We start from the raw sequence: 26,558 nt of genomic DNA, 5'->3' as shown, positions 1-26,558 counted from the left end.
GCCTGAAACTCGATTGCTGGCGCCCGCTGGGGTTGCCAGGATGCTCGAGGTGATCTCCGTGCGTCGGTATCGGGAAGCTGACCGCCCACATATCCGGACACTGCACGATCGCGTGTTGCCACCGTGGCACAAGGGCCCTGAGCCGCCCGGATGGTTCACGGATCTGGAACGCATCGAGGAGTGCTACCTCGCGTTCTGGGTGGCTGTCGAACCCCGTGGAGATGGCGAGGTATTGGTTGGCATGGTGGGCGCAGATCTTCCCGGTACCGACGTTCCACCGGGCCTCACCGAGGGTCGTACCAGCGTGGCGCACCTCAGCCGGATGCGGATAGCTCCGGAGTGTCGCCGACGAGGTGTCGGAGCCCTTCTTTGCCGCACATTGATCGACTGGGCAGTCAGCAACGAGCTTGATGCGGTTGTCACCCACACTCCGTCGAACAACCCGCCTGCGCGTTCGCTGTACCGCAAGGTTGGCTTCGCTGAGGTCGGAACGACCGTAGTGGGGCCAGCCGAGCTGATGTGGTTCGACCTCCCCCTCCATGGAGAGGTTCGCAACCTTTGATCTGCTCACTCCGGGTGCTCGTAGATCACCAGCAGTTCGGTCAGTAAGCCTCGCCAAGAGGAGAGCGCAGCGGATTCCTGCAGGCGCTCGGCGAGGGGGAGCTGTGCCGGACGTTCCGAGGGCAGCGCGCTGGCCGCAGGACAGTTCGGGTCGCAGAGCCTGGGCCTGCGTTCAGCTGTCGTACGCCCCGCGAGGGATCGGGCCCAACCCCCGTCAGCCAGGCCACATCCCACCGTGACCAGCACACCTACGACGGAAAGGTGGACGTACGCCCAACGCCTCCGCCCCTGCAGGACCCACGGGACCTTAGTCGGTTGAGCTACCGTGGTTGATCTGCTGGGCGAGGTAGTGGGCGATGCCCACATGTTCGATGGCGTCGAGCTGGCTCTCGAACAGGTCGACGTGCTTTTCCTCGTCGCGCACCATGTCCTCGAACTCCGCGGCCGTACCGTGGTCGCCGAGCTGGTGGCACTCCTGTGCACCGGCGTTGAACTGCGCGACGGCCACCTTCTCGCTGTCGTACGCCAGCCGGAGAACTTCCTCGGGGGACTCGCCGACCTGGATGGGGTTGAGCCGCTGCACGTTCGGGTGCCCGTCGAACAACAGGATCCGGCGGATCAGGTCGTCGGCGTCCCGCATCTCCTCGATCGACAGGTCGTAGAAGACCTTGCCGAGATGTCCGAAGCCCCAGTGATCACACATGCGGGCGTGCAGGAAGTAGGTGTTGGTGGCGGTGAGTTCGAGAGTCAGGGCATCGTTGAGCAATTCGACCACGCGTGGACTAACTGGCTGCAACTTCCACCTCCGGCGACGCACTGCTTGGCTCATGCTCGCACAGCAGTCGCTTGAGCGAGAAGACACACGCGCCACAGCCTCGTCCGGCACCGGTGGATTTGCAGATGTTCGCCAGCGTTCGGGCGCCACCATTGATCGATTCGACGACAGCGCCGTCGGTCACAACTTCACAGTGGCAGATGATCATGAGGAGGGTTCCTCCGGAGCGGTGCCCGCGACGAACGCGGCGACGATCCTGCGGTGCACCCGGACTCCTTCGTACGAAGGCTCCACTGTCAGCCCCGGCGGTTGCCGGTCCGAGGCGGAGCCCATCAACGCCACACCATAAGGTGAGGCTTCCCTAAAGTGGCACTCTATTAGGTTACCCTAACCCCGGCAAGCGCAGAGTGGCACATGCCCGGCCTGACTACGGGAGGGCGCCGCGCTCGTGCTGGTCATACCGGAGCTGGTGGTGCTCAACCGCCGGCTGTACGCGCGCCCACTCGGCGACGATCTCGCACCCGCGGTCGTACCGACCCGCACACACCTGCGCCGCGTCCAGGGCGGCCCGGCTGGAAAAGCTCAGGCCACTCGCGGGGAGTACATGATGACCGCGACCCCGACCAGGCAGATAAGGGCTCCGGCCACGTCGTACCGGTCCGGTCGGAACCCGTCCACGGCCATACCCCAGGCCAGCGACCCGGCCACGAACACCCCGCCGTACGCAGCCAGGATGCGGCCGAAGTGCGCGTCCGGCTGCAGCGTCGCGACGAATCCGTAGAGGCCCAGCGCGAGGACGCCGGCGCCGACCCAGATCCACCCCTTGTGCTCGCGGACCCCCTGCCAGACCAGCCAGGCGCCGCCGATCTCGGCAACGGCGGCGGCGACGAACAGCAGCAACGACTTCGTCATACTCACGGGCGCCAGTCTCCTCACGCGCCGCCCGTGACGAACGTGCAGCTCCCCTGCTCGCACGCCGTTCGGGCGGCGACGATCTCTTTTCGCAACGCCTTCAACTCCGCGATCCGCGCATCGACCCGATCGAGTGCGGCATCCAACCGCCAACGCTCCGACTCACACGTCACCGGACCGGCGTCATGCGCGGCGAGCGCGTCGATGATCTCGTCGAGCGAAAGCCCCAACGACTTCATCCGTCTCGCCAACTGGATACGCCCCACCGTGTCCTCGCCGTACTCGCGATACCCCGACGGGCGGCGGGCCGGCGCCGACAGCACGCCGCGTCGTTCGTAGAACCGGATCGTGTCGATCGTGACTCCGGCACGCCGGGCCACCTCACCGATCTTCATCGCAAACCCTTGACCCTGGACATAGGTCCAGAGTCTACGGTCGTGGAGTGACTACTTCATCCAGCTCCGCTCCCCTCGTCTGCGACATGACCACCGCCTCCGACACCCCGCAGGAACGAATGGCCGAGTACGCGCGACTGTTCGACCACGCACTCGCCGGACGGGAACGCACCGACGACGCCGTCATCTGGCGGTTCACCGCCCGCGCCGGTGTCGAAGCGTGGGTGCGCGACCTCGCCGAACGGGAGGCGGGATGCTGTCCGTTCCTGACCTACACGGTCACGACGTACGACGATCAGGTCATCTACCGCATTGCCGGCGAGGACGACCCGATGGTGCAAGCAGCCCTCGACGAGATCGATCGCGTCCCCGAACATGTCGCCGACGGATTCCCGGGCCTGTTGGAACGGCTGCGCAAGGCCGGCTTCGACATCAGGACGAGCAACGACGGCGCCCTCACCACCGCGTCGGGCGGGGTGGACTCCTGATCAGCGCATGCTAATGCGCGGCTCAGAGTCCGAGCGCCTCGCTTACCCGCTCAGCCAAGTCATCCTCGGTCATCGTGGTGCTGACGTCGATGACGCGTCGTTCGAGACTCGCTGCTTCCTTGCAAAGGCGGTTCGTGAACAGTCGATCACGCTCGAGCAGGTTGTGCAGAGCACGTTTCGGATTGTTGGTCTTCCGCGCTATCTCCCAGGTCGAACCCCGGCTGTCGAACGCAGCCCGGCGGAAGTCGGGAGTCGGGAGGAGCCAAACGGCGTTGGTGGGCGCCGCGAGGAGAGGCTTCACGAGGCCTGGCAACGCTCGGTGGCCCTCGACGATGATGCGAGGCTCTCTCGGAAGGCGGAGAAGATCCTCGACGATCAGGCCGAAGCCCTCGCCCCGCCACCAGTGGAACGTCTCCAGCATGGTGTCCGGAGGTCGGTTCACCCATCGCTCGTCCATGTCCATGGCCACGAACTCGCTCAGGTACGGGCAGTCTTCGGGTGTGCTCCGGCTGGCGTGATCAGACATCACGTCATCTGTCGAGTAGAGATGCAGACCGTGCCGATCGGCCAGGCGACGAGCGATGGTGGACTTCCCCGCACCGCTCCCGCCACCGATCCAGTAGACGTGCTGGAGCCGTGCTCTCACCGCCGCAGTCTCCCCGTGTCGTTCAGTGCGCACCCCGATCTCATCCATGGGGCATGAGTCTGTGGCACTGGACGCCGAAAGATAAGTCTTGAAATGGTCTCCTGACCTGTGCGAAAAATGGAGAAGGAACACCCCGGTCGGTCGCGACCGAGGCGGTGGTCGACCTTGTGCCGAAACCCCGCCGCACGGTCATTGCCGTCGGCCACTTCGCATCGACTATCGCCGACGTTCTCCGGAGTGATCGTCTCCAGTCGCAGCGACAAGCGGTCACCTTCCCGTGTGAACTGCGATGTTTCTCGTCAGCTTCAGGAATCCGAGGATGAAGCCCATGCCCCACCCGACGTGGATGCATGGCAGGACTACGAGGTACCACAGCCCGGTGCGGATCCCTTCGCGCGTCGCTATGGTCGACGCGACAACGACGAACAGTACGTAGAGCGCGGGAACGGCGAAGCCGATCAACAGCCACCCCAAGCCCGCGCCGAAACCGATGATCCCGAGGATGGCGCCGCCGAGCACCCCAAGCACCGCTAACGGCGGAACGAAGTAGCGCAAAGAGTTCTCGGCGCCGAACCGACGTGCGAGTTCGCCTCGCCAGATGCCGGTCGAGACGAATTGGCGGACGAGCCTGCGTAGGCTCGAGCGCGGACGATAGACGACCTCGAGCTCGGGCGTGAACCAGACAGTTCCGCCGTTCGCGCGCATGCGGCGGTTGAGTTCCCAGTCCTGTCCACGCCTGATCCCCTCGTCGAAAAGGCCGACTTCGACGAGACGATGCCGCTGGAAGACGCCAAGGTATGCGGTCTCGGCCGGACCTTCCTCGCCGCCGACGTGATGTGGCGTTCCACCGAGCCCTTCGCGGGCGCCATATGCGTGAGCGACCGCCTTCTCGAACGGCGTCGTGCCCTCGGCTTTCATGATGCCGCCAACGTTGTCCGCGCCGGTGCGCAAGAGAGTCTCCACCGCGATACGCGTGTAAGCGGGCGGCAAAACTGAGTGGGCGTCCACTCGCACGACAATCGGGTAGCTCGAAGCCCTGATCGCCGCATTGAGGCCACCGGGAGTCGAACCGAGCTCGTTCGGGATGCTGCGGATCCGCGGGTCGTCCCGCGCCATCTGCGAGACCACTTCGTTGGTGCCGTCCACGCTCGGTCCGAGCGCCAGGACGACCTCGCACGGGCCCGCATAGTCCTGCCCGATGAGGCTCTCGACGGCCGCCTCGATGTGCTCGACTTCGTTGAGCACCGGCATGACATAGGACACCCCGTGGAGTGTGTCTGCCCTGCCTGCCATGTGGTCCTCGTCAACGTCGGAAGGATCGTCGAGGCTACCAGCCGACGTCTGAAAAGCACGGAAACGCTTGGGTACCTGCGGCTCGGCCAACGGAACTCGTCGCTGTGATCGCGCGCCCAGTGGAGGAAGCTGTGCGGCGATTCCCCGGTGAGGTCTGCGACGGTCGAGGTGACCAGGGTCGAGGCCGAGCGGGTCTCGGCTGCCGACAGCAGGGCGTCCACCAGGGCGGGTGGGCGGCCGTCGGCAAGCATCTGTGCTCGCGCATCCTTGACAGGGACTTCTTCGAAGCGAAGGTCCCGCCCGATCGCCGTGCCGATCGCCCGGACCTGTTGGGGGGCTGATCACCTGGGGTCCGGTCAGCCGGTAGGTCGCACCCACGTGCACGTCGTCGGTGAGCGCGCAGGCCGCGACGGCTGCGACGTCGCGCGGATCGATGACCGCCGTCGGCGCGGTGAGCGGGCCACGCACGATCCCGGCGGTACGGATCTGTTCGGCCCAGCCCAGAGCGTTGCTGGCCATAGTGTCCGAACGCAGCACGGTACGCGGCGGGCCGCACGCATCGATCAGGCTCTCCATGTCAGCGTGCAGTGTGAAGATGGGATCGACCAGCTCCTCGGGACGGCCGCCCACGCCGATCGACGACAGGTAGACCAGGCGCTGGCCGTGTTGGCCGATCGCCTCCAGCACGGCGTGCGCACCCTCGGTGGTGAGGAACGGCCACGCCAGGAAGACCACCTCGACTCCGCTCAATGCCGCGAGCAGTCGGTCCGGTTCTTCGAGGCTTCCGATCGCGACGTCCACGCCCTCAGGCACATGCGCTCCCGGGCGCACCAGGGCGCGAACGTCCGCGGCGCCTGTCGCACGCCGCGTCCTGGAGGGGTGCGGGAGTCATGCCGCCGCCTCTTCCTCGGAGCGGGGGAAGAAGGGGAGCTCGATGTGGACCCTGTCGGCGGCGGCGAGGATCTTCGGGGCGTCGTCGACCGGCGGGTGGATGGCCTGGTTGATCCGCACCTTGATCTCTTTGCCTTCCGCGCCTGAGGCCATCACTCTGCGGTCCCAGCCCCGGGTGAAGATCCCACCGGCGGCGCCCAGGTCCAGGCAGGTGACGTACGGACCGGGGGTGAAGTCGCGCAGCGGCACGCCCAGCAGGTCTGCCGCCGCGTTGTATCCGGCGACCTTGCCGAGCGGGGTGGCGTGCTGGCAGGCCTGCATGACCGTGTGCTCGGCGTCGAACGCCGCGGCGGCGGTGTCTCCGGCGACGAACACCTCGGGAAGGGCGCGCAGCCGCTGGTCCACCGGAACCCGGCCGAGGTGGTCGAGTTCGTCGGAGATCTGCCGGGTGAGCTCGCTGGCCCTCATTCCCACGGACCAGACCACCGCATCCGCCTCGACCGTGGTGCCGTCGGAAAGGACGGCGTACCCGTCGCCGACCTCCGTCACCGTGGTCCCGAGGCGGCATTCGACGCCCAGGGCGTCCAACGCCGACTCGATCTCCTCGCGCGGGCCCGGGCCGAGCTGGTGTCCGACCACCCCCGACCGGTCCACCAGCAGCACCCGGCCCCGGGCGGCCAGTTCGGTCGCGGCCTCCAAGCCGACGAACCCGGCGCCGACGACCACGGCGGAGTAGTCCTTGCGGTCGCGCAGATGCTCGGTCAGCCGCCGGGCACCGGCCAGGGTGTCGATGTCGAAGAGTCGTTCCGCGCCGGGCAGGCCCTGGGGTTGAACGAGCTTGCTGCCCGCCGCCAGCACCAGCCGGTCATATCCGATTTCCTCGTCGTCGGCCACGACCACGCGGCGGTCGGTGTCGATCGTGCTCACCGCGGCCCGCAGGTGCTCGACGCCGATCGGCTCGAGGATCCTGCCGAGTTCCACCTTGGCCAGGTCCGGCTCCGGCTCGTACAGGCGCGGCCGCAGCACCAGGTGCTCGTTCGGCGCGATGAGCGTGATCCGCAGGTCGGCGTCTCCGCGTACCAGCGCCGCTCCCGCCGCGCTCCACACACCCGCGAAACCGCCTCCGATGATCACCACGTGTCCCATCGTGTTTGTCCTCTCCTGAGCCTCGCCCCCCCGGGATCGGAGGGTTCGGCAGGGAGACAAGATGGCGGCTTCAGATGTGACCGATACGAGCGAGCTTCTCGGGATTGGCCAGTCTCCTGTACTCCGTGATCCGCCCGTCGACGATCTCCACGGTGTCCAGCCAGACCAGCTCGCCACGACGGTAGGTCGCCAAGGCCGGGGACCCGTTCACCTCGATGATCTGGAACGCGTCGGGGCGTCTGATCTCGATCTGCCTGATCGCCAGTAGGGCGATCGTCTCGGCACCGTGGACCGGCCTGCGCGCGGCGGTCACCTTGCCGCCGCCGTCGCCGACATAGACGGCCTCGGGGTTCAGCAACTCGACCAGCTTGGCCATGTCCCCCGCGTCGGCGGCCGCCTTGAACGCCTTGAGCACGCGTTCGCTCTCAGCCCTGGACGCCCGGGGCAGCTCCTCGACCGCTGCGACCCGCGCCCGCGCACGGGAGGCGAGCTTGCGGCTGGCGGCGGGCGTGCCGCCAAGCACCTCGGCGATCTGGCCGAACGGGAAGTCGAAGACGTCGTGCAGCACCAGTGCGACGCGTTCGGCGGGGGTGAGCCTCTCCATGAGCACCAGCATCGCGGTGCTGACCGACTCGTCCATGAGCACCTGTGCGGCGGCGTCGGGCCCGGTCAGCAGCGGTTCGGGCAGCCAGGGCCCGACATAGGACTCGCGCCGGACGCGCGCCGACTTCAGCACGTTGTAGGACGTACGCGCGGCCAGGGTCACCAACCAGGCCCGCAGATCCCGCACCTCGGACAGGTCGACCGTGGCGGCACGCAACCAGACCTCCTGCATCACGTCTTCGGACTCGGCCACGGTGCCGAGAATCCGGTAGGCCGCCCCGAACACCGCAGGGCGATGCGATTCCCAGTCGGCCTCCGACAACGTGATGGTCGACCCCACCCTCGGCCCCCTTGCCCACTCGGATCAGCGATCGACCTCCGATTCTAGGGACGGATGGGCTCGATCCGCCGGTAGCGCCGGCCGGGATCCATAACCGTTCAGCGCTCCTGTGGCAAGGGCGTTAGCATGCCCGGCGGGCATGACCAGCTTGGAGTCCAAGTGGAGATGGAAAGATGTCGAGCGAGACGCCTGCAGAGATGCTATACCGGCGCGGTCGCGCCCAACTGGTGAGCATCCACGCTGTCCTCGACGTCTTACGCCGAGCGGCAGTGGCGGCCTGGTTGTTCGGAGGGTGGGGCCTCGACGCTCGGATCGGTCGGATCACCCGCGAGCACGGCGACATCGAGTTCTGGGTCGAGAGATCGGACGGCGAGCGCGGCACGGCGGCGCTTGTGGAGGAGGGCGCCGTCCTGTTGGACACGCAGCCGCCCGAGGAGTCGCGCGAGTTCGCCTGGAACGGTGTCGCCTTCAGCACCGCGTATTTCGATGCGCATCCGGACGGCACGTTCCGCACACAGGGCCGTTGGTCTGACTGGGTGTTCCCTGCCGACTCCTTCAGCAATTTACCCGGCGTGCTTGACGGCCATGCCGTCCCGGCGATGAGCGTCGCTGGAATGCTTGCGATGAAGGAGCACTTTCCCAAGCTTCGCAACGGTCGATCATGGCGCCCGAAGGATGTCCACGACATCGCCACCCTCCGAGAAATTGCTCGCACACCCGCCTGAGTAGGTGCCACGACACTGCCTGGCTCGCCACGTCGAAGCCGTCTCGCTGGAGTCCGAGTCGCGGTACCCGCCGGCTCCTCCCTTCCAGGGCGGCCTGTCCGCCAAGGAGAAGGCGGTGGCCGATCAGGGTTCCTCGTAGCCGACCCAACCCAGGAGCTTGGCCATCGCCGGACCAGGGATGAACGGATGCGTCACTCCAGTCGTGTGAGCAGGTGAGGCCTCACACGCAATCGCTCATCACGACACGGGAAGGGCCGAGTATGGCAATGAAAACAGCCCGCGCGGCACGGACATGGGGGGCGGCCGCGTTGGTCGCTGGTGCCCTGCTGATGGGGGCAGCACCAGCCACCGCCGCTACCACCGCCGAGCCCGCTTCACAGGCTGTGGGCACCACGTCGACGCAGCAGGCGATCACCATGCATCCCCCGGGGTGCATCGGCCAGGAACTCGTCCTGCAGTGGACGGCCATTCCGGACGCGTTCGGCTACAGGATCTTCGCCGACGGAGTGTGGTTTTCCGGTTCCCAGTCAACCATTGCCAACTTCTACGGCGTGGACCAAGACATAACCTGGACCGTTCGCGCTATCGATGAGTCGGGCAAGTACATCTCATTGGAGAGCAACGGTGTGAAGAGTCCCTGCCAGGAAGCTGGCTAATAGCACCGGACGGATCGGTTGAACATGACAGCAGGGCCTCGGGCCGGTCATCTGACCAGCCCGAGCCCCTGCCGACGGTATTTCACACACTCAAGAATCGCGGGTTCACGGGCGCAGACATCGCCCGCGTACTCGATATCTCCGAACAGCGAGTGTCTCAGCTGATCAAGCCGCTCGGGGTGAGGACGCGTCAGGGTCACGACGCAGAGCATCCTGATCATCTGTCGACGATCACCCATATGCCTGGATGTGGTCCCACATTAGAGACGTACATCGTGATCGAGTTCGCCTGGGACGAAGGGCGGGGAGCGAGCCAGGTCCGTATCCCAGAGGGAACGTCAGTCCGCCAGTGCCGCGATGCTGGCCATCTGCTGCCGTGGTATCTCTGCTCTGGTTCGGATTTCGGTCGGATCGGCGTACGGGACAAGACGCAGCCAGGAGACGAGCCGGTGCACGTGGACCAGGACTCGGGTTGCGGCGAGGTCCCGGTGCAGCAGCTGTGGGTTGGCGTGGAGGTGTTCGCGCCACACCATCAGGTAGCTGTCGCAGAGCGCTTCGCGGTCCGAAGATGACAACGGGGCGTTGTTCCACTCCTCCACCGAGTCGAGGAAGCCGTGCAGTGTGACGAACGGGTGGCCCCAGAGTGCATTGCCGAAGTCGAAGAACCGCAGTTGTAGCGTGCCGGCCCCGCGGTCGGCGCAGATGTTCGCGGCATAGACGTCGTTGATTTCCAGGTCGAGTGGAACAGCGCCGCTGAGGGGCGCAGTGCAGCGATCCAGTACGCCCGCGGCTTGGTCAGCCCGTTCCAGCATGTCCGATTCCGCGTGGAGTGGATGGCCCGCCGGCAACGCAGCCCAGTCGCGGGCGACAGCGCGCACCCGGTCCCCGGCGGCGCTGGGTGGGAGCACGACAAGCCCAGGGTGCTCGCCCACCTCGAGATGGCCGAGCAGTGAGCATTGGAGCCGCGCCAATGCGCGGACCACGGTGCACCGTGTTGGCTGATCAGCGACGTCTTTATGGTCGAGTGTCGTTCCGTGGTCGTTGGTGAGCAGCCAGCCACGGGCACGATCCACCGCGATCGGCGCGGCGACGACATCGGGTACCAGACGTGCCAGGGCAGCAGTCAGGCCAGCCTCGAACCGATGCCCGGGATTGGTCTCCTTGAACCACACCAGCCCTTCGATGGACTGATAGCAGCGGACCACGGACCACACGCGGGCTCGGTAGGTGACGGGTTCGCCGATGATCCGGCGGCCCTGCTCGGCGAGCCGGCGGCTCACCCATGCGTCTACGGTGCGCGTCCACTCCGGTGACGTCCAACGGCGAACCCACCGACCCTCGGCGTCCGGCCCCAGCGGTCTTGCCGGTGGAGGAAGGTGTCGTGGCATGGCCAGGGACGCTAGCAAAGCGTCCCGCGAAGCCAGCGCCAATGCAGGAGCGGCGGACGACCTGGGCGGATACTGGCGGGATGCAACAGCCTACGCACGAAGAGGTCGCCGCATTCCTCACCCAGCATTCCGGCGGCACTCCCAGCGACCTGGAGCCCTTGACCGGCGGGGCGTGGTCATCGGCATGGGCCTACCGATCGGGCGGGGAAGAGTTGGTGATTCGCTTCGGTCGTGAGCGTTCCTGGTACGAAGCCGACCGGATGGCTATGGCCTTCAGCGGACCGGATCTGCCGGTACCGCAGGTCAGGGAGGTGGGGACCACACCGGCCGGGCAGGCCTACGCCATCTCGGTACGTCATCACGGGCGGTTCCTGGAGGACACACCGGTCGAGCGCGCCGATGCCGTCGCCCCCACCCTCACCCGCCTGCTCGTCGCGCTCTACCGGGTACCCGCATCTCCCGGTACCCCGGTGATGTGGCACCCGGCAGGCGCGCCGGCCCGCAGTTGGCGCGAACTTGTCCTCGCCAGGCTGGTGGACGATCCGGGGAATCGGGTGCACGGATGGCGCGCCGCCCTGGACGCCGACCCGAAGCTCGCGGCACTGTCCGCAGCGGTGTGCGACCGGGTGAGGACGCTGGTCGCGGCCTGCCCCGAGCGCCGCGATCTCATCCACGGTGATCTCCTGCACGGCAACGTGCTGGTGAGTCCGGACTGTCGCCGGATTCAAGCGGTACTTTCCTGGAAGAATTCGCTACGCGGTGACTTCCTCTACGACGCCGCCTGGTGCAGTGTCTGGGGGCCCGTGTTCTACCCGGGGATCGCCGCCACCGACCCGCTTTCCGGACTGCTCCAGGACCCAGGCCTACGAGCCGACCAGAGCGCCCTCGTCGACGCCGCCGTACGCCACCACTGCTACGAGCTGCAGATCGGCTTCACCCACCTGGGATGGAACATATGGACCTGGAACCAGGAACATCTCACCGCCACGGCCGAGCTCCTCGCCGAAATCCTCGAACGCGGTCCCCTGCCCTCGACCGGCGCCTGAACAGACAACCGCCGACAACATCTGACCACGTGTCGTGTCTCGGGTGATGCTGGACAGTCCGCCCCGTGTGTTCGAACGGATCCAGGCGCCGGCCGGTGTCTGCCATGTCAGGACGGTCGCAGCTAGCGAGGATATGCTCCACTCGCTCATGCCGCTGATCACGCGCGCGCCGACGGTGAGGTCGAAGCCGCGGATCCGTACGCACTAGCAACCTGTTCTGCGTCGCTGAGCACCCGCCCAGCTCCTGACCTCGGTTTGGGCGAGCCGAGCCCGGTGGGCCACTCGATGGGTGGCCCCTGCGGCTCTCCACTCACCGCCAGCCGCTCCTGTCGTGGCAGAGTCCACCTGGAGGGCCGAACAACGCCCGTTGGTCAATTACGGGGTCAAAGTGGCGGCGGTCCCGATCCGGCGCACGTGGCGTTTGTGCTGGTCAGGCGGTGCGCGCTCGGAGGGATTCGAACCCCCAACCTTCTGATCCGTAGGACTCGACAGGCCTCGAATCGACTAGCCGGAACGCGGGCTGACCTGCGGTTTCAGTGCCCGGCGTTGTTGATCATCTGGTGTCTTCTGGGGGTGCCTCGCGGCCAAATTGCGGCCACTCCTGGCGGCTCAGCGCGACGTGTCGAGGTCTCCGATGAACGCCCAGACGGCGAAGACCAAGACGAGTGCAAGAGCGATCCAGATCCAGGTTGGTACGCGTCGCGGGCTGGGACTCATGTAGGGATCATGGCAGATTCGTCCAACTTCTGGCTGCGGACTCGGAAGCTCGGGCGCCTCGCCGACCTGCCGCTTTTCAGGTCGCGGCAAGCCGGGTCTGGGGTTCGGTCAACGCTCTGGATGATCACGCCTGGGCGGCTGGTGCTTGCTGCTGGTCGGGTCAGTTGGCGTCACGGCTGGCGTCGTCGGGCGCTCGACCGGCTAGGAGCTGCGCTGTCCTGTCAGCTGCGCCTTCCACCCCTTCGGCGGAGGCCACGGGACGCCCCACTTCGCCAGAACCTCCCGAGTCCAGCCACCCGTTGGGGACCGGGCAGCCTCGACCTCATCGGCCGACACCGTGCCAGCAGGAACGTCGTCAAGACTCATCGTCGGCCCCTCTTGGGTCGTCGGCTGGTGGGAGCAGGTCGCCTTGAGGGCTCACGCGGATCGATGCGCCGGTGTAGATGTCTTCGCGAGCGACGTAGCGACCGATGGATCTCAATGCGGTCTCATCGAACGCGGTGGTCATGCCGTCGAGCATCAACACGGAGTAGGTCCGCGAGTCATCTACCTCGTTTTGCGCCCTGCCCAACACAACACCTTCCGTCGGTTCGGCTGGCGGGGCGATGGTCGGGACCACGATCTGGACGACCTCGAAGAAGTCGAACCTATACGGTCTGCTCGCATCTGCTCGTTCCTGCACAAGTGCAAGCGTCCCACGAACGGGCAGCCTCCAGTCAGTTCGAACGGAGCCACGATCGCCAGCCGCCCGGCATCGACGGAACGTGCCAGCGCGGAGGGTCGGAGGGCTTGGTCAGTTACCTGGCTCGATCCGGGGCCGCGGCTCTGGTGCAGTGGCCGACTCAGCGGACAGCCAGATGCCATGACCGTCTCGATGCCATCAATGCGCACCCGGGTCAGTTAAGGGCGTCCGCGAAGGTCAGGCGGTCAGCGGTGGTTATGCTGGAGTGGCCTCGGCCGGTCGTGTTGCTGTACTTCTGTGCTGTACGCATGCGCAGTCGTATCGGCCTCACGGCTGAAGAGATGAGGTACGAGGTGGGCCGAACCCTCCACCGAGTCGGCGCAGTCGTGGTCGGCCTCGTGACAGTCGTCCTGCTTGCGGGTTGCCGGCCTATCTCGAGTGGCTGGATGGCGGTGCGTCTGGCCGCGGATGACGAGTTGAAGGTCATCATCTCGATATGTGAGGGTGAGCCTGTCAGCCTGATTACCATGGTTGATCTAGGTGCGAACACCGACGACGGGGAGGTGCTATCGGGTACCTGGGCCGTCACAGCTCCGCCCCCACCGGATGCGCAGACACAGCCACAGCGGGAGTTCACGATCTTCAGAGCTCCGGCTGGCTGGACCGTCCAAGAAGACGATCTTCGGCCACTCTCCGATGACAAGGAGTACGCGGTATCAGCGATGACCTATGGCTATTCACGTTCGTCAGACCAGGCCGGCCCACGCAGAACTGATGTTAAGTTCCGCCTCGAGGATCTCCGTGCGCTGGATGACGACCAGGTGCTGGTGTCCACGCCCGACGGAGAGGGCGAGGTCATTACCGTTCAGGAGTTCGAGCAAGACGCCCACGATCAGTGTCACTAGACGGCGGGTATCGGCTGGCCAGAGGGTCGGAGGGTTTGGCCGGTGGCCTGGCTTGGTCCGGGAGGTCGGGGGCCCGTAGCCTTGCCCGGCGCGGTGGGCAGCTGGCTGCCCGACCGTTACCGCCCACCGTGGGCCCCCGGCCTTCGGGCCCCGGGCCAAGCGAGGTGGCTAAAGCCTTCGGCCCGCCCCGGCCACCGCCGGGTTTCTGGGCGGAACGGTGCCGACGCTGTGAGGGTCGTCAGTCTTCTGGCGGCCCTTTCTTCGCGCCCAGCCGGGCCGGCCGACCGGGCGCCGTCAAGGCGCGGAGGGAAGGCCGGCCCCGTGTAGGCGGGCGCGGCGGCCCGGTTCGGGCCGCCCTTGAAGACGTAGGGAAACTCATCACCGGAGTGGACCCAGATACCCGACCGAACGACGGGCCTCATCCGTCACATGGTGGCATTATGTCGGGCAAGGGTGGACGAGTGTAGCGAGGCTCGACGATGGGGGGACATAGTGACGCCGGAATACCGAGACCTCTACTTCGGAAAGAGCGACTCACGTAATGAGGCGAACGAGAGCCAGAATGATTTCGTCAAGAGTTACGTCGACCTGAACGGTACGTCGAGATCCGTAGTCTGCGGAGAAAAGTTCCTGGTCCTGGGCCCAAAGGGAACTGGAAAATCGGCACTAGCGTGGTATCTCAAGGCGACCGAGGGGGCAGACCGCCATCTAGCACTCGTTCGAGATGCGTCCTCGTTGCCTTTGGCTGAGATCCCACGAATCCAAACGGGTCAGTCCGCAGGTCCAGAACGAACAGTCGTCGCGTGGAAGTTCATCCTACTCTGCAACTACCTCGAGTTGTTGCTACGAGACCAGGGGTGCTCCCTCCAGAACGACTCCGAAGTGACACGCGTCTCAAAGTTGCTCCGTGACTATGGATTCATGGGCGACGCGGCTGGGCGGGCGCTCCTGAAGGCCTCCAGTACGACCATAACGATACCCATCCCAAAGCTCGGTCAGATTTACAGGCGCGAGAGTCGAACAAATCTCAACCTATACAACTTAATTCCCTATCTTGAATCCTGGGTCGTTGACGCGAGTTCGCGTACACGTCATGTCCTGCTTCTAGACGGGTTGGACTCCATATTCTTGAACGACCCGAGTTACGACGAAAGTCTTTCCGCTCTGGTGCAAGCGGCATATGGCCTGAACCAGAGACTCCAGAGTCGCCCATCGACGGGGAGCATTGTATTGCTGCTGCGAAATGATATCTTTTCGCGAATGGCACTTTCACTTCCAGATTCGCAGAAAATGCGCGACGACCTGTCACTTGATCTAGACTGGCGGGTCCTGTCTGGTTCCGCAGGAGTGCGGGCGCCTCTAATTCAACTCGTCAACGCGAAGGCTGCCAGAGCATCGGGAATCGAATACATAGAAGTCCTGGAGTACTTCCCGCCGAATATCGAGCTAAATGCACGCGATCCAGCGTCCCGGCGTATGCCAAGGCTCCAGTATTTGTTGAACCTCACGAGGCACACGCCTCGCGACCTGCTCCGACTGTTCGAAGAGATCCGTAACACGGAGGCGATGGGTATCTACAGTCGATCAGTAGGAGGATCTCTCAGTCAGGAAGTGATCCGTGAAGGTGTATTGCAGTATTCGACGAAATACTTTGTGGGTGCTATTAGGAACGAGTTTGCAGGTTTCGAAGGTGGGCCGGAGAGCGCGGCTGCCGCGATAACCGCGTTGCAACACATCGGCAAGCAACGTTTCGATCGTGAGGAGTTCTGCGCTGCTCTTTCTGAAGCCAGAACGATAGATCATGACAAGGCGGAGAGCCCAGACAGGCTGCTTACGTTGTTGTTCTACGCTGGGGCCATTGGAAACTATGTGTCTCGTCGCGGCGAAACATACATGCAGTTCTATCACCGACGCGACGACTCGGAGGTTTATCTTCGAGGTCAGTTCGTGTTGCATAACGCGCTCATCCACGCATGGGGACTGCATCGCGGATAGCGGGTTCACTTGTGCGCCTATGGTTCCAGGTGGTTGTTATGCCAGAGCGATGCGAGGAGGTAAGTCCCCGGTGGGCGCCCAAACTGTTACGCCAAGTGCATCCCTGAGGTGGGCTCCATATGCCACCCGTCACCAACTTCAAGGGGCCCGATATGACGACTAGTCGGCAGCATATCCCGGCGGCTACGGTGGCTGCGCTATGGGCTCTAAGTAGCGGACGTTGTTACTTTCCTGCATGCGAAGTCCCCGCAGTCAGGGAGGCCCGTCCAGGCGTATATCGGAAGAACGTGCAAGTCGCCCATATCTACGGGGTGGAAGAGAATGCTGCACGCCACCACCTCATACCCTTAGGCGAAGACCGGAACGCGTTCAAGTACCTCCTGTTGCTATGCCTCACCTGCCATGCTGAGGTCGATGACAAGACGACCGGTGAGACGCTCTATCCTCCGGAGAGGCTGATACAGATGAAGGCCGCACACGAGGGTCGCAACGGCGCGGCGTTGGCGAGCCTAGGTTCCATCGGTGATGAGCAATTAACCGATCTGCTGCTTGAGGTGTTTACGCCGCCAATAGATCGGTTGCGCACGATCGCAGAGCAACTTGAGAGGACAGGCGTAGCTAGCGCTGACACGGTAGCCGAATTGAAGCAGCTCGTTACGATCTTGGGAGAGAGTTTCCCTGGGCCGGACGCTCGTACCGCTAATTCCCTTGCTTACGCGGCAGAAGTCTTCAGTGGGATTCGTTTGCGTGATGCAGCCACCGCATTAGCATCGGCGGCGGATTCGTTCAGTGGGATGAGGCTTGACCGGACAGCGAAGGAACTACGGAGTGCGGCGTCCGAGATGATCAATGCCTCTGAACAGGCAAGGGGCTGGCAGTAGGGTCTCCACAGATCGGCGGTGCGTGCGCATGAACCGGTCGGGTCCTGACAGGAAAGCTACTCAGCGTAGTTCGTTCCTCGGCCAGGTGGCTGACCATCGGGCTTCGTCTACGTTGACGGACGCCAGGGTGAGAGCTTCTGAAGTCAGCGCCCCGCCTCCACATGGGCGTGGCCGGCGCTAGGCGAGGGCGGCCCCGTCCCGGACGACACCATCATGGCGGATGGTCCTCTAGCTCGGCCGTGGTTGTCCACAAGTGACATCCCTCGCAGGCTCGGCTATGGAGGAGCATCATGCAGATCGTCGCGGAGCGTGCGATACCGTCGGTCGGATGCGCGACGACCCTGAGGGCGCCTCTGACCTCGCCAAGCGGCTGTTGAGTCCGCTGGGTGATCGGTGGCGGCATGTGCAGGCAGTGGCAGCGCGGGCGGCAGAGATCAGTCATGTGGTTGGTGCCGAGGATCGAGAGCTGTTGGTCGACGCGGCATGGCTGCACGACCTCGGGTACGCCCCGGAGTTGCGCGAGACCGGATGCCATCCCATCGATGGCGCCCGATACCTAGAGCGCGAGGGATGGCCGGCGCGACTGGTTGCGCTCGTGGCACACCACTCTGGCGCCCGTGTCGAGGCTGACGTCCGCGGCCTGGCGGAGGAGCTCAACCCGTATCAGCTCGAGGAGGGCCCTGTTATGGATGCCCTTGTCTACGCGGACATGACGACAGGGCCGCAGGGTCAGCCGCTCACCTTCTCTGAGCGGATTGGGGAGATCCTGAGCCGCTACCCCGTGGGCTCCGAAGTCAATGAAGCGATTACGCAGGCACTTCCGATTCTCGTCGTTCATGTTGCCCGCGTGGAGGCCCGGCTTCGTGCGGCTAGCTGACTTTGGTGACGGTACCGGGCTGCCATCGGCGGCCGTCATCGATGCGGATCCGCATCGACGGGTGGATGTCGAGCGTCGAGAGCTCTTCGAAGGGCACCCACCGCACACCCTTCGTCTCTGACGGCTGCGGCCGAAGGGTCCCGCCGATCGGCACACCACGGAAGCAGAGGCTGAACTGCTGGCGCACCTCGCCGTCGTCATAGCGCATGACGTGTCGCGGGTCGGTGTATACGCCGATCAGTCCGAGGATCTCGATCTCGACGCCGGTCTCTTCCTGGGTCTCTCGAACCGCTGCCTGGATGCTTGATTCGCCCAGATCGATTGCTCCGCCAGGAAGGGCCCAACGATCATTGTCGACTTTGTGAATGAGCAGCAGCGTCTCGTCCTGAACGACGACAGCGGTCACCGATGGGACGATGCTGTTCGGCGCTGGCGCCTCCGGGTCGTCCCAGAAGTCCACGCGCGTCATGCGGCGCTCTTGATGAACGGGTTTGCGGACTTTGCGCTGGTCCAGATGGTGTCGAAGGACTCCATGTAGTTGTCGAACACCCGGCCTCCAGGGACTCGCTGAAGATGGAGAACAGGATTCTGCGCAGCGGTCGACCCGTACACATGCGTGTTCACCAGCGCCACGTTGTCGGCACGGTAGATCGAGGCATAGAGCGTCGTGTCGTGCAAGCGCACTTCCAGCCCTTTGACGTCGGCCGCCTCGCGGAAGTATCGAAGACAGAGGCGCGCTCGCTGTGCCATCCCGTCGCCGACGTCTTCTTCCTTTCCGCGAAGTGCGACTGCGTCGCCATCAGGATCTCCGATCAGAATTCGCACGCGTACGCCACTCTCGGCCTTCTTCACCAGGCGTGGCACGAACGCATCGGTCTGCTCAGGCATGAACAGCCCGGCGAACGCGAGGAAGTCGAAGCATTCGACCGCCTGGTCGGGTAGTCGCCGCCAGAGGTCAGTTGGTACAGCTGATCGTGAGGGGTAGAAGTCGACCAACTCGGCCCGTCCCGCCGACTGAGTTCGAGGGTCCTGGGTAGTAGTCGGCCAGAGGTAGCTCTCATCCACGTTGAGCAGCTTGGCTACTGCCGACCGATGCAGTCGGTGTGGAACGCGTTGCTGGGTGACCCATCGTTCTGCGGTCTTTGGTGACACGCCGACCTGTTCTGCGAGGTCAGTAAGCGTCATTCCGGCCGCTGTTGCCGCTCCGCGAAGTCGCTCGTTCGTCACTATCCAACCCCCAAGGGACGTTACGGGACATGAAGGGACGTTATCAGGCGTCCCAAGATGTCTGCAAGTGATCCAGTTATGTGGTGTCGACGTTCCGTTACCTCGCGGTTTTCTAGACGCCATGAGGCAAGGTGCCTCGCTCGATCAGAACTCCTACGAAGGGGAGAGCACTCATGAAGCTGTATCTGGACACGTCGCGGACCACGTTCACGGTGACGAAGGTGGCGGAGCCGAAGACCGATAACGAGGGTCGGCACAAGGCGGATCGCAAGACCGGTGAGTTGCTGTTCGTCGTTCAGGTGATGGCGCTCGACGCTGAGAACGGGGCGGACGTCCTCATGATCACTGTGGCGGGTCAACCGCCGAAGGTGAGCGTGGGGCAGACCGTGACCCCGGTTGAGCTGGAAGCCATGCCGTGGGCGACCAATGGCCGGAATGGTGTCGCCTACCGCGCCAAGTCTCTCGACACGAAGGCGTCGGTGAAGGCTGCCTGAGCCGCAGTCACACGGTGAACGCGCGACAGCGCACATGTACCCGAGTGCAACAGGAGTGAACATCCCGCCGTGACGGGCGGGAGGTACGTCCTGACGGCGTACACGCATCAACACAAAGAGAACGACCCCCGAAAAGACGGGGGCCGCTCCACACAAGACGGGCGGAGAGCCGGGACCGGCGTAGGAAACCTTCCGGCTCTCTGCCTACCAAACACAACCCAACCCATCGGGAGGGCTCTGTCATGTCCAACTCTACCCACCACAACGTCAACCGAGGCGTCACCCCGTTGCGGGTCAGAGGCGACCTCACCTCGACCACATACCTGGAGGGCTCAGCGATCGACGGCTACTCCGGGCCGGTCATGTTGCTGAGCATCGGGCTCCACCACGACATCGGTCTCTGGATTAGGGACCTGGACACCCTCGACCGGCTCTCCGCCGCGATCGAGCAGGCCCGTACCGCCTTCCTCAACCTCGATACCGACGAACTCCGGAAGGTCGGGTGACTCGTCATGCCACGTCGCACGTCGTATCGCTCCAGTAACCGTGTCCGCCTGGTGGAGGACGTCAAACCGAAGTTCCACCAGCGGGTGTTCGTTCAGGTGGTCGTCGCCGTGTGGCGGTGGCTACCCGAGATCATCATCGCCACTGCTGTGGTGACGGCGTTCGTGTATCTGATCCGGATGGATCTGCCGGCCTGGGCTGCCGGCTGTGTCCTGGTCGCACCTGTGGCGGTGCTGTTGTGCATCCCAGGAGTCAACCGGGTGCTGATCGCCGTGTGGTGTTTGAACGTCACGAGGCATCGGCTGCGGGCGTTCATGGCTGAGAACGGGCTCCGGAACCGCTCCGGACGCCTGCCCTGGTTGATCTTCATCCGACCCACCCGGGTCGGGGAGCGGGCCTGGATGTGGCTCGTTGCTGGCGTCACCTGCAAGGACGTCGAAGAACGCACTGAGTCGTTGGCGTCGACCTGTTACGGCCGGGAAGGCCGCGTCACCGCACACCGCCGGTTCGCCCATTTGATCCGGCTCGACATCACCCGACGCGACCCCCTCGACCAGAAGACACCGGTCCGGTCCGTGCTGATCGAGAAGAACGCCGAACCTGAGGTGATCCCACCGAACGGTCGGGTCGAGTCGAAGACCAGTTACACCGCCTCCGAATGGGCGGTCGGCATCGGCCTCCCACTGACCAACACCAGCGAGGAAAGGTCGGTCATCGCCAAGAAGGCACTGGCCGGGAAGGCCGAGACAACGAAGAACACCCCACCCAAACAACGAACCCAACCGGCCCCGGAGCCGGCCGCGGTTCTTTCAGCCTCAGGAGAGGACGTCAGTGATTATGTCTAGATTGCTCAAGGTGATCCCCGGCCGCAAGGCCGGGGACACCCCCCACCACAGCCCCACCACTGCTACTTCTGCTCGTGCGCAGGTGTCTGGGCTGTCTGGCTACGACACCGTGCACTTCGGCATCGACGAGTACGGCGACCTGTTCGGCATCGAACTCGCCACGAGGAGCCTGCTCATCGGCGGGGTTTCCCGGTCTGGCAAGTCCGGGTTCATCTCCAACGGCGTCGGCCACATGTCCCAATGCACCGACACCCGCATCATCCTCATCGACGGCAAGATCGTCGAACTCATCCTGTGGCGAGACATCGCCGACTTCTTCGTCGGCCCCGAGATCGACCTCGCCATCCACGTCCTGACCCAGCTCCAGGCCGAGATGAACGGCCGCTACGACTGGCTCACCGCACGCCGCCGCCGCAAGGTCGTCAAGGGCGACGGCATGGACCTGATCACCGTCTGGATCGACGAACTGTCCGTCTTCACCTCTGTCTACGGGTCGAAGGATCAGCAGGAACGGTTCCTCGCCCTGCTGATGGACCTCGTACAACGCGGACCCGCTGCCGGCATCTTCGTCTGCGCCGCCACCCAACGCCCGAGTGCGGACATCGTTCCCACCAGGGTTCGCGACGTCTTCAACTACCGCATCGCCTTCCGCTCCACCACCGAGGCGTCCAGCGACATCATCCTCGGCACCGGCTGGGCCGACAAAGGCTACGACGCCTCGAAGATCCCCACCAACCGGCCCGGTGTCGGCTACTGCCTCGCCGAAGAATCCCGACCCTTCAAATTCCGCTCCGTCTACCTCGAAGACCACGAAATCGACACCCTCGTCGCCCGCTCCATGTCCATCCGGCACGGCCTCACCCGAGGAGGTGCAGCCGCATGAGAACACACATCGACGTTGACGGGACCAAACATATGTGGGACGGCAACGGAACATGCCGAGTCCACGGTGACGCCTGCTCTCTGGGACCCGTTCACAAGCCGCTCAGCGCTTGCTTTTGCGCCAGCGGATGCGGATCACACCCGCTCGCCGACCCCGGCGTCTTCCCGGATTGCCACTGCTGGTGCCACCACCCCACGAACGGAGGCACAACCGCATGACCCACCACCAAGAGACCACGACTCACACGATTCGGATCGTCCAGAACACCGCCGAGATCGTTACCGCCGAGGCGGTGATCGACACCTACCCGGACTCGTTCACCAACACCGACGAAGCCGCCGACTACGCCGAACGCATCGCGGCGGACTTCCCGTGGGGCTGGATCTGCAGCTGCGGCCAATTCGGTACCGCCGACCGCACACTCGAGCAGGCGGCGTTCAACGCCCCCGACGAACACCGCCATTTCACCGGCCGTCACGACCAGGTGCTCATCCTCGACCCCCACATCGGCGACCACTGCGGCGGTGAGCCGGATGACTGACTACCGAGGACCACGCAGAAGAAGGGGCAGGCGGGCGCGGCGTGGCCGAACCTACAACCGCCGCTACCGCATCGAGTTCCACGACCCCGACGGCACCGACCACGGCGGAATGCCCACCTACGGGTGGCGCATGGCGCCCGAAGGCCTTGCTACGAAGAGACAGCTCCTCGCTCTGGAGCTACGTCCAGGCGGACAACCCGTCGCGGCACAGGTGCTGTGGATGCGCTACGGCAAGCCGGCCGTGGCCTACCTCTACCGCATCGACCAAGCCAAACCCAAGAGAGTCCCGTCGCTGGCGCAACTGCACGCCATCGAGAAGGCGCTCGCAGCACGCCGCATCTGCCCACTGTGCAAGGAAGACGCCGGCTACACCATCCCCACCTCGCTCGGCTGCTGCGTCGACTGCCACCGCGAACACACCGAACACGAAGACACCTACGACGACTACCGCGAAGGAGAAGCAGCATGACCACCCTCGCCACCACGATCGGCCTCTCCGGCCTGATCACCACACTCGCCATCCTGTCCGCCGCCGCGCTGGTCGTGGGCAAGGTCATCGACGGACACATCGGACCCACCCTCGCCGTCCTCCTGATCGGCATCCCCGCCGCACTCGGCGCCGGCACCATCCACGGCTGGCTCATCACCACAGGCACCGACATCCGCTGGCTGTTCGCCGGCACCTTCACCCTCGCCTTCGCAGGCGTCGCCGGCTTCCTCACCACCGCCATCTACCTGTCGGTGCAGAACAACCGGCCCGACGACACCAACCACATCCAGGTCGACATCCACGAGGCGGCGGATGCACACCGCATCGCCGCATGAGCACACATACCGGGACCCCGGCCGGCAGACCCAGCCTCCGGCCTCGCCTGGCCGGGGCCCCCTCACCGACCACAGACACCGACCAGATGAGAAGGGAGCAACAACCATGGCTGTTCACGCTGAGGCCGCGTACGACGCGACCTGTGACACCTGCGATGCCACGTTCAGCGCCACCGCTGGCCTTGTCGGCACGGTCGGCGAGTTCCGTGACTACGGCTGGCTCGTCGACGGCTCGAACGCTCTCTGCCCCGCCTGCGCACGCCGCGAGGGCGCCGCAGCATGACCGCTTCGACCTCGACCCTCACCCCCGACACGCACAGTGTGCCGGGGGCGGTGGCCGACGCCGAAACACAGTCACAGCCGCTCGATCTGGCGAACCTGACCGGGTACGACAAGTTCACCGCTACCACCACCGCGATGGCCCGCGGCTCCCGACCCGACTACCCCCGCTGGCTCCGCCACATCCACGCCGCAGCCGGATGCACCCAACCCGTCCGGCTCGCCGGTCAACTCCGCACCCGCACCGTCAACACCGGCACCGGCCAGATCATCAACGAGACGGCCACCTCGACGGCGCAGATGCCGGACGGGGTGATCTACAAAGCCTGCGGGAACCGCCGCGCCTCCGTCTGCCCCTCATGTGCGGAGATCTACCGGGCTGACGCCTACCAGCTCGTCGCCGCCGGTCTCAAAGGCGGCAAAGGCGTCCCAGAAACCGTCGGCGGTCACCCAGCCGTCTTTGCGACGTTAACCGCGCCAGGCTTCGGCATCGTCCACACCACCCGCACGAACAAGAAGAACAAGCCCGCACCCTGCCGCGCCCGCCGACAGCCCGATCTGTGCGCCCACGGCGTGGATCTGCGGTGCATGCGAGTCCATCAGGACGGCGACCACCGCCTCGGCACACCCCTCTGCGCCGAGTGCTACGACTACGACCACCACGCCGTCTGGAACACCCAAGCCTCAGAACTGTGGCGACGCACCCAGATGACCGCCGCCCGGCTGCTCGACCGGTACGCCCGCGACCACGGCCACGTTCCGCGTGTTCGTAATTCCGCCACCGGTCGGCTTCGGTGGGGAAAGACCCCGGTGCGGATCTCGTTCGGCAAGTGTGCGGAGTTCCAGCGACGCGGCCTGGTGCACTTCCACATCCTCGCCCGCTTCGACGGCATCAACCCCGACGACCCAGACGAGGTGATCGCCCCGCCGGCGTGGGCCAACTCGTTCCTGCTCGCGTGGATACTCCGCAAAGCCGTCGAACAAACTCACTTCCAGACTCACGGCCTGGTCCTGGTCGACCACCACGGCCACCAGCTCGTCGACCAGCCCGACGGCTGGCCGATGGCCTGGGGCAGCTCCCAAGGCATCGACATCCGACCCGTCCGCGTCCGAGGCAGCGACCCGCTCACAGAAGAACGGGTCGCGGACGAGCTCGACCATGGCCGGCGGATGCTCACCGGCAACGCGGTCGCCGGCTACCTGGCCAAGTACGCCACCAAAGCCACCGAGATCACCGGACACACCTCCCGGAAGATCACGCCCTCGACGGTCGAGTTCTACGCCAACAACACCCACCCCGGTCGGCTCATCGCCTCCTGCTGGCGCCTCGGGCAACGCGGCCTGCAGACAACTTCGGAGTGGGAGGACAGCGGCTACCACCGGCTACGCCGCTGGGCACACATGCTCGGCTTCGGTGGCCACTTCTTCACCAAGTCCCGCCGCTACTCCACCACGTTCCGCCAGCTGCGCAAGGCCCGCGTCGACTACCGCCGCGCCCACCACGAACGTCAAGAGCACCTCGAGGAAAACGAAGAGATCGAGACCATCGCCGAACTCGTCTACGCCGGCACTGGCTGGCACACGACAGGCGACGCACTGCTGGCCAACACCGCCGCCGCCCTCGCCCGCGAACACCGGTACGTCGCACGCCTGGAGATCGCGACCACTGCATGACCCACGTCAACCATCAACCACAGAAGGAGAAACAGAACCATGAAGCCGGAACGGCTTTGGACACCCGAGGAGGTCTGTCACTACCTCGGCGTACCCATCGACACGCTCTACCGATGGCGCTACCTCGGCATCGGCCCACAAGCGGGCCGTGTCGGGAAGCACCTGCGTTACGACCCGGCCGACGTTCGCGCCTGGTTCAACGAACAGAAGGCGAGGGCGGCATGAGTGTCGAGAAACGTGGCGACCGCTACCGAGCCAGATACCGGGGACCAGATGGCAGGGAACGCAACAAAAGCTTCCGCCGCAAGCTGGATGCGCAACGCTGGCTGGCTGAGCAGAAGACCCGGATCTCGCGCGGTGAGTGGGTCGATCCCGCCGCACTCCGGATCAACTTCGGTGTCGTGGCACAGGAGTGGTTCGGCACCATCCTGCATCTCAAGCCACGTACCCGGGACGGCTACCGCCGGCTGTTGGATAGACGCATCCTGCCCCGCTGGGAGCGCGTACCGATGGGGAAGCTCGCCGGCCTGGTGCCCGACTGGATCACCGAGCTTGGTGCGTCGAACCTGTCGCCAACGGACATCAGGCAGACCGTCTACGTGTTCTCGGCGGTCTGTCAGTACGGCATCCGGACGGGTCGTCTCCTGGCGAACCCGGTAAGTGGAGTGAAGCTCCCACGGCCGAAGCCGTCACGCGATCGCGTGTTCCTGAGCCATGCCGAGGTGGGAAAGCTCGCGGCCGAGGCCGGTTCGTACGGCACGCTTGTCCGGCTCCTGGCGTATACCGGGCTTCGGTGGGGCGAGGTGATTGCACTCCGAGTGCGGGATGTCGACCTGGCTCGTCGCCGGCTCGATGTACGGCGGGCGTTCGCTGATCTCGCGGGCAAGCTCGTCGAGGGCACTCCGAAGAGTCACCAGAGCCGGACGGTGCCGCTGCCTCCGTCGCTATGCGAGGAGCTGCTCCACCTGGTCGACGGGCGCGGTCGGGATGCTCTGGTGTTCACCTCGCCTCGGGGTGGCCCGCTTCGGCTGACGAACTTCCGTCGAAGCGTCTGGCACCCGGCGGTCCGTGCGGCTGGGCTGGACGGGCTCACCATCCACGGGATGCGTCACACGGCGGCATCGCTTTACATCTCGGCCGGCACTCCCCCGAAGGTTGTCCAACAGATCCTTGGGCATGCGTCGATCACGATCACGATGGACCTCTACGGCCACCTGTACGCGGACGAGATGGACACGTGGGCGGCACGTCTGGACAAGACCGCCAGGGAGTTCGACGTGTGGCCAGAAGGTGGCCAAAACGGGGGTTCAGACGGCGATGACGAAGAGACGTCGGGAGGTGCAGGGCTGTGACCTGGGGTTTTG

At 65.1% G+C, this 26,558-nt stretch carries 33 protein-coding genes and 1 pseudogene; 20 read left to right on the top strand and 14 right to left on the bottom strand.

Annotated elements, in window-relative coordinates; translation table 11 throughout:
- Nucleotides 1-40: 40 nt before the first annotated feature.
- Nucleotides 41-562 (top strand): GNAT family N-acetyltransferase, encoded by a 522-nt coding sequence (locus ABN034_RS07765; RefSeq protein ID WP_349690304.1) that lies wholly within the window; start codon nt 41-43, stop codon nt 560-562.
- A 306-nt stretch (nt 563-868) separates the two neighbouring features.
- Here ABN034_RS07765 and bfr read toward each other — a convergent pair whose 3' ends face one another.
- The 5 genes from bfr to ABN034_RS07740 form a co-directional block, all read right to left on the bottom strand.
- Entirely contained in the window at nt 869-1,336 is a 468-nt protein-coding gene (gene bfr, locus ABN034_RS07760; protein ID WP_349331260.1) for a bacterioferritin, read from the bottom strand.
- Between the two features lie 7 nt (nt 1,337-1,343).
- Nucleotides 1,344-1,544 carry a (2Fe-2S)-binding protein gene (locus tag ABN034_RS07755; protein ID WP_349331259.1) on the bottom strand — a complete coding sequence of 67 codons (201 nt, stop codon included), beginning with the start codon at nt 1,542-1,544 and terminating at the stop codon, nt 1,344-1,346.
- Complete coding sequence (locus tag ABN034_RS07750; protein ID WP_349690303.1) at nt 1,541-1,669, bottom strand: hypothetical protein; 129 nt, start codon at nt 1,667-1,669, stop codon at nt 1,541-1,543. Before ABN034_RS07750 ends, ABN034_RS07755 begins: the two co-directional genes overlap by 4 nt.
- Before the next feature lie 249 nt (nt 1,670-1,918).
- Nucleotides 1,919-2,248, bottom strand: a complete 330-nt coding sequence (locus ABN034_RS07745; RefSeq protein WP_502877640.1) for a YnfA family protein — start codon at nt 2,246-2,248, stop codon at nt 1,919-1,921.
- Between the two features lie 20 nt (nt 2,249-2,268).
- Complete coding sequence (locus ABN034_RS07740; protein WP_349690302.1) at nt 2,269-2,643, bottom strand: MerR family transcriptional regulator; 375 nt, start codon at nt 2,641-2,643, stop codon at nt 2,269-2,271.
- An 86-nt stretch (nt 2,644-2,729) separates the two neighbouring features.
- On the opposite strand from ABN034_RS07740, the gene ABN034_RS07735 reads away from it, so the two are divergent.
- The gene (locus ABN034_RS07735; RefSeq protein WP_349690301.1) at nt 2,730-3,131 is read left to right on the top strand and encodes a hypothetical protein; all 402 of its coding nucleotides are present in this window, start codon (nt 2,730-2,732) and stop codon (nt 3,129-3,131) included.
- Nucleotides 3,132-3,153: 22 nt separating this feature from the next.
- Here the strand turns inward: ABN034_RS07735 and ABN034_RS07730 are convergent, their stop codons facing one another.
- The 5 genes and pseudogenes from ABN034_RS07730 to sigJ all read right to left on the bottom strand — a co-directional run bounded on the left by ABN034_RS07730 (nt 3,154) and on the right by sigJ (nt 8,050).
- Nucleotides 3,154-3,825 (bottom strand): hypothetical protein, encoded by a 672-nt coding sequence (locus ABN034_RS07730; RefSeq protein WP_349690300.1) that lies wholly within the window; start codon nt 3,823-3,825, stop codon nt 3,154-3,156.
- Between the two features lie 219 nt (nt 3,826-4,044).
- Nucleotides 4,045-5,415: a glycosyltransferase family 2 protein gene (locus tag ABN034_RS07725; protein ID WP_349690509.1), complete on the bottom strand. Its 1,371-nt coding sequence runs from the start codon at nt 5,413-5,415 to the stop codon at nt 4,045-4,047.
- Between the two features lie 54 nt (nt 5,416-5,469).
- A pseudogene (locus ABN034_RS07720) lies at nt 5,470-5,910 on the bottom strand (SDR family oxidoreductase); the annotation flags it as partial.
- A 48-nt stretch (nt 5,911-5,958) separates the two neighbouring features.
- Nucleotides 5,959-7,098 carry an NAD(P)/FAD-dependent oxidoreductase gene (locus ABN034_RS07715; protein ID WP_349690299.1) on the bottom strand — a complete coding sequence of 380 codons (1,140 nt, stop codon included), beginning with the start codon at nt 7,096-7,098 and terminating at the stop codon, nt 5,959-5,961.
- Nucleotides 7,099-7,177: 79 nt separating this feature from the next.
- On the bottom strand, nt 7,178-8,050 hold the full coding sequence (gene sigJ, locus ABN034_RS07710) for an RNA polymerase sigma factor SigJ (protein ID WP_349690298.1): 873 nt from the start codon (nt 8,048-8,050) through the stop codon (nt 7,178-7,180).
- A 227-nt stretch (nt 8,051-8,277) separates the two neighbouring features.
- Here sigJ and ABN034_RS07705 point away from each other — a divergent pair, with 227 nt between their 5' ends.
- Nucleotides 8,278-8,775 (top strand): nucleotidyltransferase domain-containing protein, encoded by a 498-nt coding sequence (locus tag ABN034_RS07705; protein WP_349690297.1) that lies wholly within the window; start codon nt 8,278-8,280, stop codon nt 8,773-8,775.
- Nucleotides 8,776-9,041: 266 nt separating this feature from the next.
- On the top strand, nt 9,042-9,431 hold the full coding sequence (locus tag ABN034_RS07700; RefSeq protein ID WP_349690296.1) for a hypothetical protein: 390 nt from the start codon (nt 9,042-9,044) through the stop codon (nt 9,429-9,431).
- 338 nt (nt 9,432-9,769) lie between these two features.
- Here ABN034_RS07700 and ABN034_RS07695 read toward each other — a convergent pair whose 3' ends face one another.
- Complete coding sequence (locus ABN034_RS07695) at nt 9,770-10,711, bottom strand: hypothetical protein (RefSeq protein WP_349690295.1); 942 nt, start codon at nt 10,709-10,711, stop codon at nt 9,770-9,772.
- 188 nt (nt 10,712-10,899) lie between these two features.
- On the opposite strand from ABN034_RS07695, the gene ABN034_RS07690 reads away from it, so the two are divergent.
- The gene (locus ABN034_RS07690) at nt 10,900-11,865 is read left to right on the top strand and encodes a phosphotransferase family protein (RefSeq protein WP_349690294.1); all 966 of its coding nucleotides are present in this window, start codon (nt 10,900-10,902) and stop codon (nt 11,863-11,865) included.
- A 1,072-nt stretch (nt 11,866-12,937) separates the two neighbouring features.
- Here the strand turns inward: ABN034_RS07690 and ABN034_RS07685 are convergent.
- A complete protein-coding gene (locus ABN034_RS07685) occupies nt 12,938-13,264 on the bottom strand; it encodes a hypothetical protein (RefSeq protein WP_349690293.1) in 327 nt (108 codons plus the stop codon).
- Between the two features lie 308 nt (nt 13,265-13,572).
- Here ABN034_RS07685 and ABN034_RS07680 point away from each other — a divergent pair, with 308 nt between their 5' ends.
- The 4 genes from ABN034_RS07680 to ABN034_RS07665 all read left to right on the top strand — a co-directional run bounded on the left by ABN034_RS07680 (nt 13,573) and on the right by ABN034_RS07665 (nt 17,922).
- Nucleotides 13,573-14,169, top strand: coding sequence for a hypothetical protein (locus tag ABN034_RS07680; RefSeq protein WP_349690292.1), 597 nt, complete (start codon nt 13,573-13,575; stop codon nt 14,167-14,169).
- Nucleotides 14,170-14,622: 453 nt separating this feature from the next.
- On the top strand, nt 14,623-16,164 hold the full coding sequence (locus ABN034_RS07675) for a P-loop ATPase, Sll1717 family (protein WP_349690291.1): 1,542 nt from the start codon (nt 14,623-14,625) through the stop codon (nt 16,162-16,164).
- Nucleotides 16,165-16,475: 311 nt separating this feature from the next.
- Nucleotides 16,476-17,045: a hypothetical protein gene (locus tag ABN034_RS07670; protein ID WP_349690290.1), complete on the top strand. Its 570-nt coding sequence runs from the start codon at nt 16,476-16,478 to the stop codon at nt 17,043-17,045.
- A gap of 328 nt (nt 17,046-17,373) precedes the next feature.
- A complete protein-coding gene (locus ABN034_RS07665; RefSeq protein ID WP_349690289.1) occupies nt 17,374-17,922 on the top strand; it encodes an HD domain-containing protein in 549 nt (182 codons plus the stop codon).
- On the opposite strand, the gene ABN034_RS07660 is transcribed toward ABN034_RS07665, so the two are convergent.
- Nucleotides 17,915-18,391, bottom strand: coding sequence for an NUDIX hydrolase (locus tag ABN034_RS07660; RefSeq protein ID WP_349690288.1), 477 nt, complete (start codon nt 18,389-18,391; stop codon nt 17,915-17,917). The genes ABN034_RS07665 and ABN034_RS07660 overlap by 8 nt on opposite strands.
- On the bottom strand, nt 18,388-18,810 hold the full coding sequence (locus tag ABN034_RS07655) for a DUF5919 domain-containing protein (protein ID WP_349690287.1): 423 nt from the start codon (nt 18,808-18,810) through the stop codon (nt 18,388-18,390). The genes ABN034_RS07660 and ABN034_RS07655 overlap by 4 nt, the downstream gene beginning before the upstream one ends.
- 512 nt (nt 18,811-19,322) lie before the next feature.
- Here ABN034_RS07655 and ABN034_RS07650 point away from each other — a divergent pair.
- From ABN034_RS07650 to ABN034_RS07600, 11 genes are all read left to right on the top strand, one after another.
- Nucleotides 19,323-19,643, top strand: coding sequence for a hypothetical protein (locus ABN034_RS07650; protein WP_349690286.1), 321 nt, complete (start codon nt 19,323-19,325; stop codon nt 19,641-19,643).
- Between the two features lie 242 nt (nt 19,644-19,885).
- The gene (locus ABN034_RS07645; RefSeq protein ID WP_349690285.1) at nt 19,886-20,149 is read left to right on the top strand and encodes a hypothetical protein; all 264 of its coding nucleotides are present in this window, start codon (nt 19,886-19,888) and stop codon (nt 20,147-20,149) included.
- Between the two features lie 6 nt (nt 20,150-20,155).
- Nucleotides 20,156-20,992, top strand: a complete 837-nt coding sequence (locus ABN034_RS07640; protein ID WP_349690284.1) for a hypothetical protein — start codon at nt 20,156-20,158, stop codon at nt 20,990-20,992.
- Nucleotides 20,985-21,875 carry a cell division protein FtsK gene (locus tag ABN034_RS07635; RefSeq protein WP_349690283.1) on the top strand — a complete coding sequence of 297 codons (891 nt, stop codon included), beginning with the start codon at nt 20,985-20,987 and terminating at the stop codon, nt 21,873-21,875. The genes ABN034_RS07640 and ABN034_RS07635 overlap by 8 nt, the downstream gene beginning before the upstream one ends.
- Before the next feature lie 214 nt (nt 21,876-22,089).
- Nucleotides 22,090-22,416, top strand: a complete 327-nt coding sequence (locus ABN034_RS07630) for a hypothetical protein (protein WP_349690282.1) — start codon at nt 22,090-22,092, stop codon at nt 22,414-22,416.
- The gene (locus ABN034_RS07625; RefSeq protein WP_349690281.1) at nt 22,409-22,885 is read left to right on the top strand and encodes an RRQRL motif-containing zinc-binding protein; all 477 of its coding nucleotides are present in this window, start codon (nt 22,409-22,411) and stop codon (nt 22,883-22,885) included. The genes ABN034_RS07630 and ABN034_RS07625 overlap by 8 nt, the downstream gene beginning before the upstream one ends.
- Complete coding sequence (locus tag ABN034_RS07620; protein WP_349690280.1) at nt 22,882-23,241, top strand: hypothetical protein; 360 nt, start codon at nt 22,882-22,884, stop codon at nt 23,239-23,241. Before ABN034_RS07625 ends, ABN034_RS07620 begins: the two co-directional genes overlap by 4 nt.
- 106 nt (nt 23,242-23,347) lie before the next feature.
- Nucleotides 23,348-23,524: a hypothetical protein gene (locus ABN034_RS07615; protein ID WP_349690279.1), complete on the top strand. Its 177-nt coding sequence runs from the start codon at nt 23,348-23,350 to the stop codon at nt 23,522-23,524.
- Complete coding sequence (locus ABN034_RS07610; RefSeq protein WP_349690278.1) at nt 23,521-25,194, top strand: replication initiator; 1,674 nt, start codon at nt 23,521-23,523, stop codon at nt 25,192-25,194. The genes ABN034_RS07615 and ABN034_RS07610 overlap by 4 nt, the downstream gene beginning before the upstream one ends.
- A gap of 39 nt (nt 25,195-25,233) precedes the next feature.
- The gene (locus ABN034_RS07605; protein ID WP_349690277.1) at nt 25,234-25,419 is read left to right on the top strand and encodes a helix-turn-helix transcriptional regulator; all 186 of its coding nucleotides are present in this window, start codon (nt 25,234-25,236) and stop codon (nt 25,417-25,419) included.
- Nucleotides 25,416-26,546 carry a tyrosine-type recombinase/integrase gene (locus ABN034_RS07600; RefSeq protein WP_349690276.1) on the top strand — a complete coding sequence of 377 codons (1,131 nt, stop codon included), beginning with the start codon at nt 25,416-25,418 and terminating at the stop codon, nt 26,544-26,546. The genes ABN034_RS07605 and ABN034_RS07600 overlap by 4 nt, the downstream gene beginning before the upstream one ends.
- The last annotated feature ends 12 nt before the right edge of the window (nt 26,547-26,558 follow it).

Origin of the sequence: Actinopolymorpha sp. B11F2, assembly GCF_040195635.1 — a bacterium.
Taxonomy (GTDB): Bacteria; Actinomycetota; Actinomycetes; order Propionibacteriales; family Actinopolymorphaceae; genus Thermasporomyces.
Note: the sequence above shows the minus strand (reverse complement) of the source record. Positions and strands in the feature narration are given on the sequence as shown.

Bases quoted from the DNA above. Each gene is read 5' to 3' on its own strand.
- ABN034_RS07755 (WP_349331259.1), bottom strand. From the start codon at position 1,544: ATGATCATCTGCCACTGTGAAGTTGTGACCGACGGCGCTGTCGTCGAA.
- ABN034_RS07645 (WP_349690285.1), top strand. From the start codon at position 19,886: ATGTCCAACTCTACCCACCACAACGTCAACCGAGGCGTCACCCCGTTG.
- ABN034_RS07655 (WP_349690287.1), bottom strand. From the start codon at position 18,810: ATGCCTGAGCAGACCGATGCGTTCGTGCCACGCCTGGTGAAGAAGGCC.
- ABN034_RS07660 (WP_349690288.1), bottom strand. From the start codon at position 18,391: ATGACGCGCGTGGACTTCTGGGACGACCCGGAGGCGCCAGCGCCGAAC.
- ABN034_RS07640 (WP_349690284.1), top strand. From the start codon at position 20,156: ATGCCACGTCGCACGTCGTATCGCTCCAGTAACCGTGTCCGCCTGGTG.
- ABN034_RS07650 (WP_349690286.1), top strand. From the start codon at position 19,323: ATGAAGCTGTATCTGGACACGTCGCGGACCACGTTCACGGTGACGAAG.
- ABN034_RS07665 (WP_349690289.1), top strand. From the start codon at position 17,374: ATGCGCGACGACCCTGAGGGCGCCTCTGACCTCGCCAAGCGGCTGTTG.
- ABN034_RS07635 (WP_349690283.1), top strand. From the start codon at position 20,985: ATGTCTAGATTGCTCAAGGTGATCCCCGGCCGCAAGGCCGGGGACACC.
- ABN034_RS07730 (WP_349690300.1), bottom strand. From the start codon at position 3,825: ATGGATGAGATCGGGGTGCGCACTGAACGACACGGGGAGACTGCGGCG.
- ABN034_RS07735 (WP_349690301.1), top strand. From the start codon at position 2,730: ATGACCACCGCCTCCGACACCCCGCAGGAACGAATGGCCGAGTACGCG.
- ABN034_RS07625 (WP_349690281.1), top strand. From the start codon at position 22,409: ATGACTGACTACCGAGGACCACGCAGAAGAAGGGGCAGGCGGGCGCGG.
- ABN034_RS07615 (WP_349690279.1), top strand. From the start codon at position 23,348: ATGGCTGTTCACGCTGAGGCCGCGTACGACGCGACCTGTGACACCTGC.
- ABN034_RS07700 (WP_349690296.1), top strand. From the start codon at position 9,042: ATGAAAACAGCCCGCGCGGCACGGACATGGGGGGCGGCCGCGTTGGTC.
- ABN034_RS07610 (WP_349690278.1), top strand. From the start codon at position 23,521: ATGACCGCTTCGACCTCGACCCTCACCCCCGACACGCACAGTGTGCCG.
- ABN034_RS07690 (WP_349690294.1), top strand. From the start codon at position 10,900: ATGCAACAGCCTACGCACGAAGAGGTCGCCGCATTCCTCACCCAGCAT.
- ABN034_RS07745 (WP_502877640.1), bottom strand. From the start codon at position 2,248: ATGACGAAGTCGTTGCTGCTGTTCGTCGCCGCCGCCGTTGCCGAGATC.
- ABN034_RS07680 (WP_349690292.1), top strand. From the start codon at position 13,573: ATGCGCAGTCGTATCGGCCTCACGGCTGAAGAGATGAGGTACGAGGTG.
- ABN034_RS07605 (WP_349690277.1), top strand. From the start codon at position 25,234: ATGAAGCCGGAACGGCTTTGGACACCCGAGGAGGTCTGTCACTACCTC.
- ABN034_RS07600 (WP_349690276.1), top strand. From the start codon at position 25,416: ATGAGTGTCGAGAAACGTGGCGACCGCTACCGAGCCAGATACCGGGGA.
- ABN034_RS07630 (WP_349690282.1), top strand. From the start codon at position 22,090: ATGACCCACCACCAAGAGACCACGACTCACACGATTCGGATCGTCCAG.
- ABN034_RS07620 (WP_349690280.1), top strand. From the start codon at position 22,882: ATGACCACCCTCGCCACCACGATCGGCCTCTCCGGCCTGATCACCACA.
- ABN034_RS07750 (WP_349690303.1), bottom strand. From the start codon at position 1,669: ATGGGCTCCGCCTCGGACCGGCAACCGCCGGGGCTGACAGTGGAGCCT.
- ABN034_RS07765 (WP_349690304.1), top strand. From the start codon at position 41: ATGCTCGAGGTGATCTCCGTGCGTCGGTATCGGGAAGCTGACCGCCCA.
- ABN034_RS07740 (WP_349690302.1), bottom strand. From the start codon at position 2,643: ATGAAGATCGGTGAGGTGGCCCGGCGTGCCGGAGTCACGATCGACACG.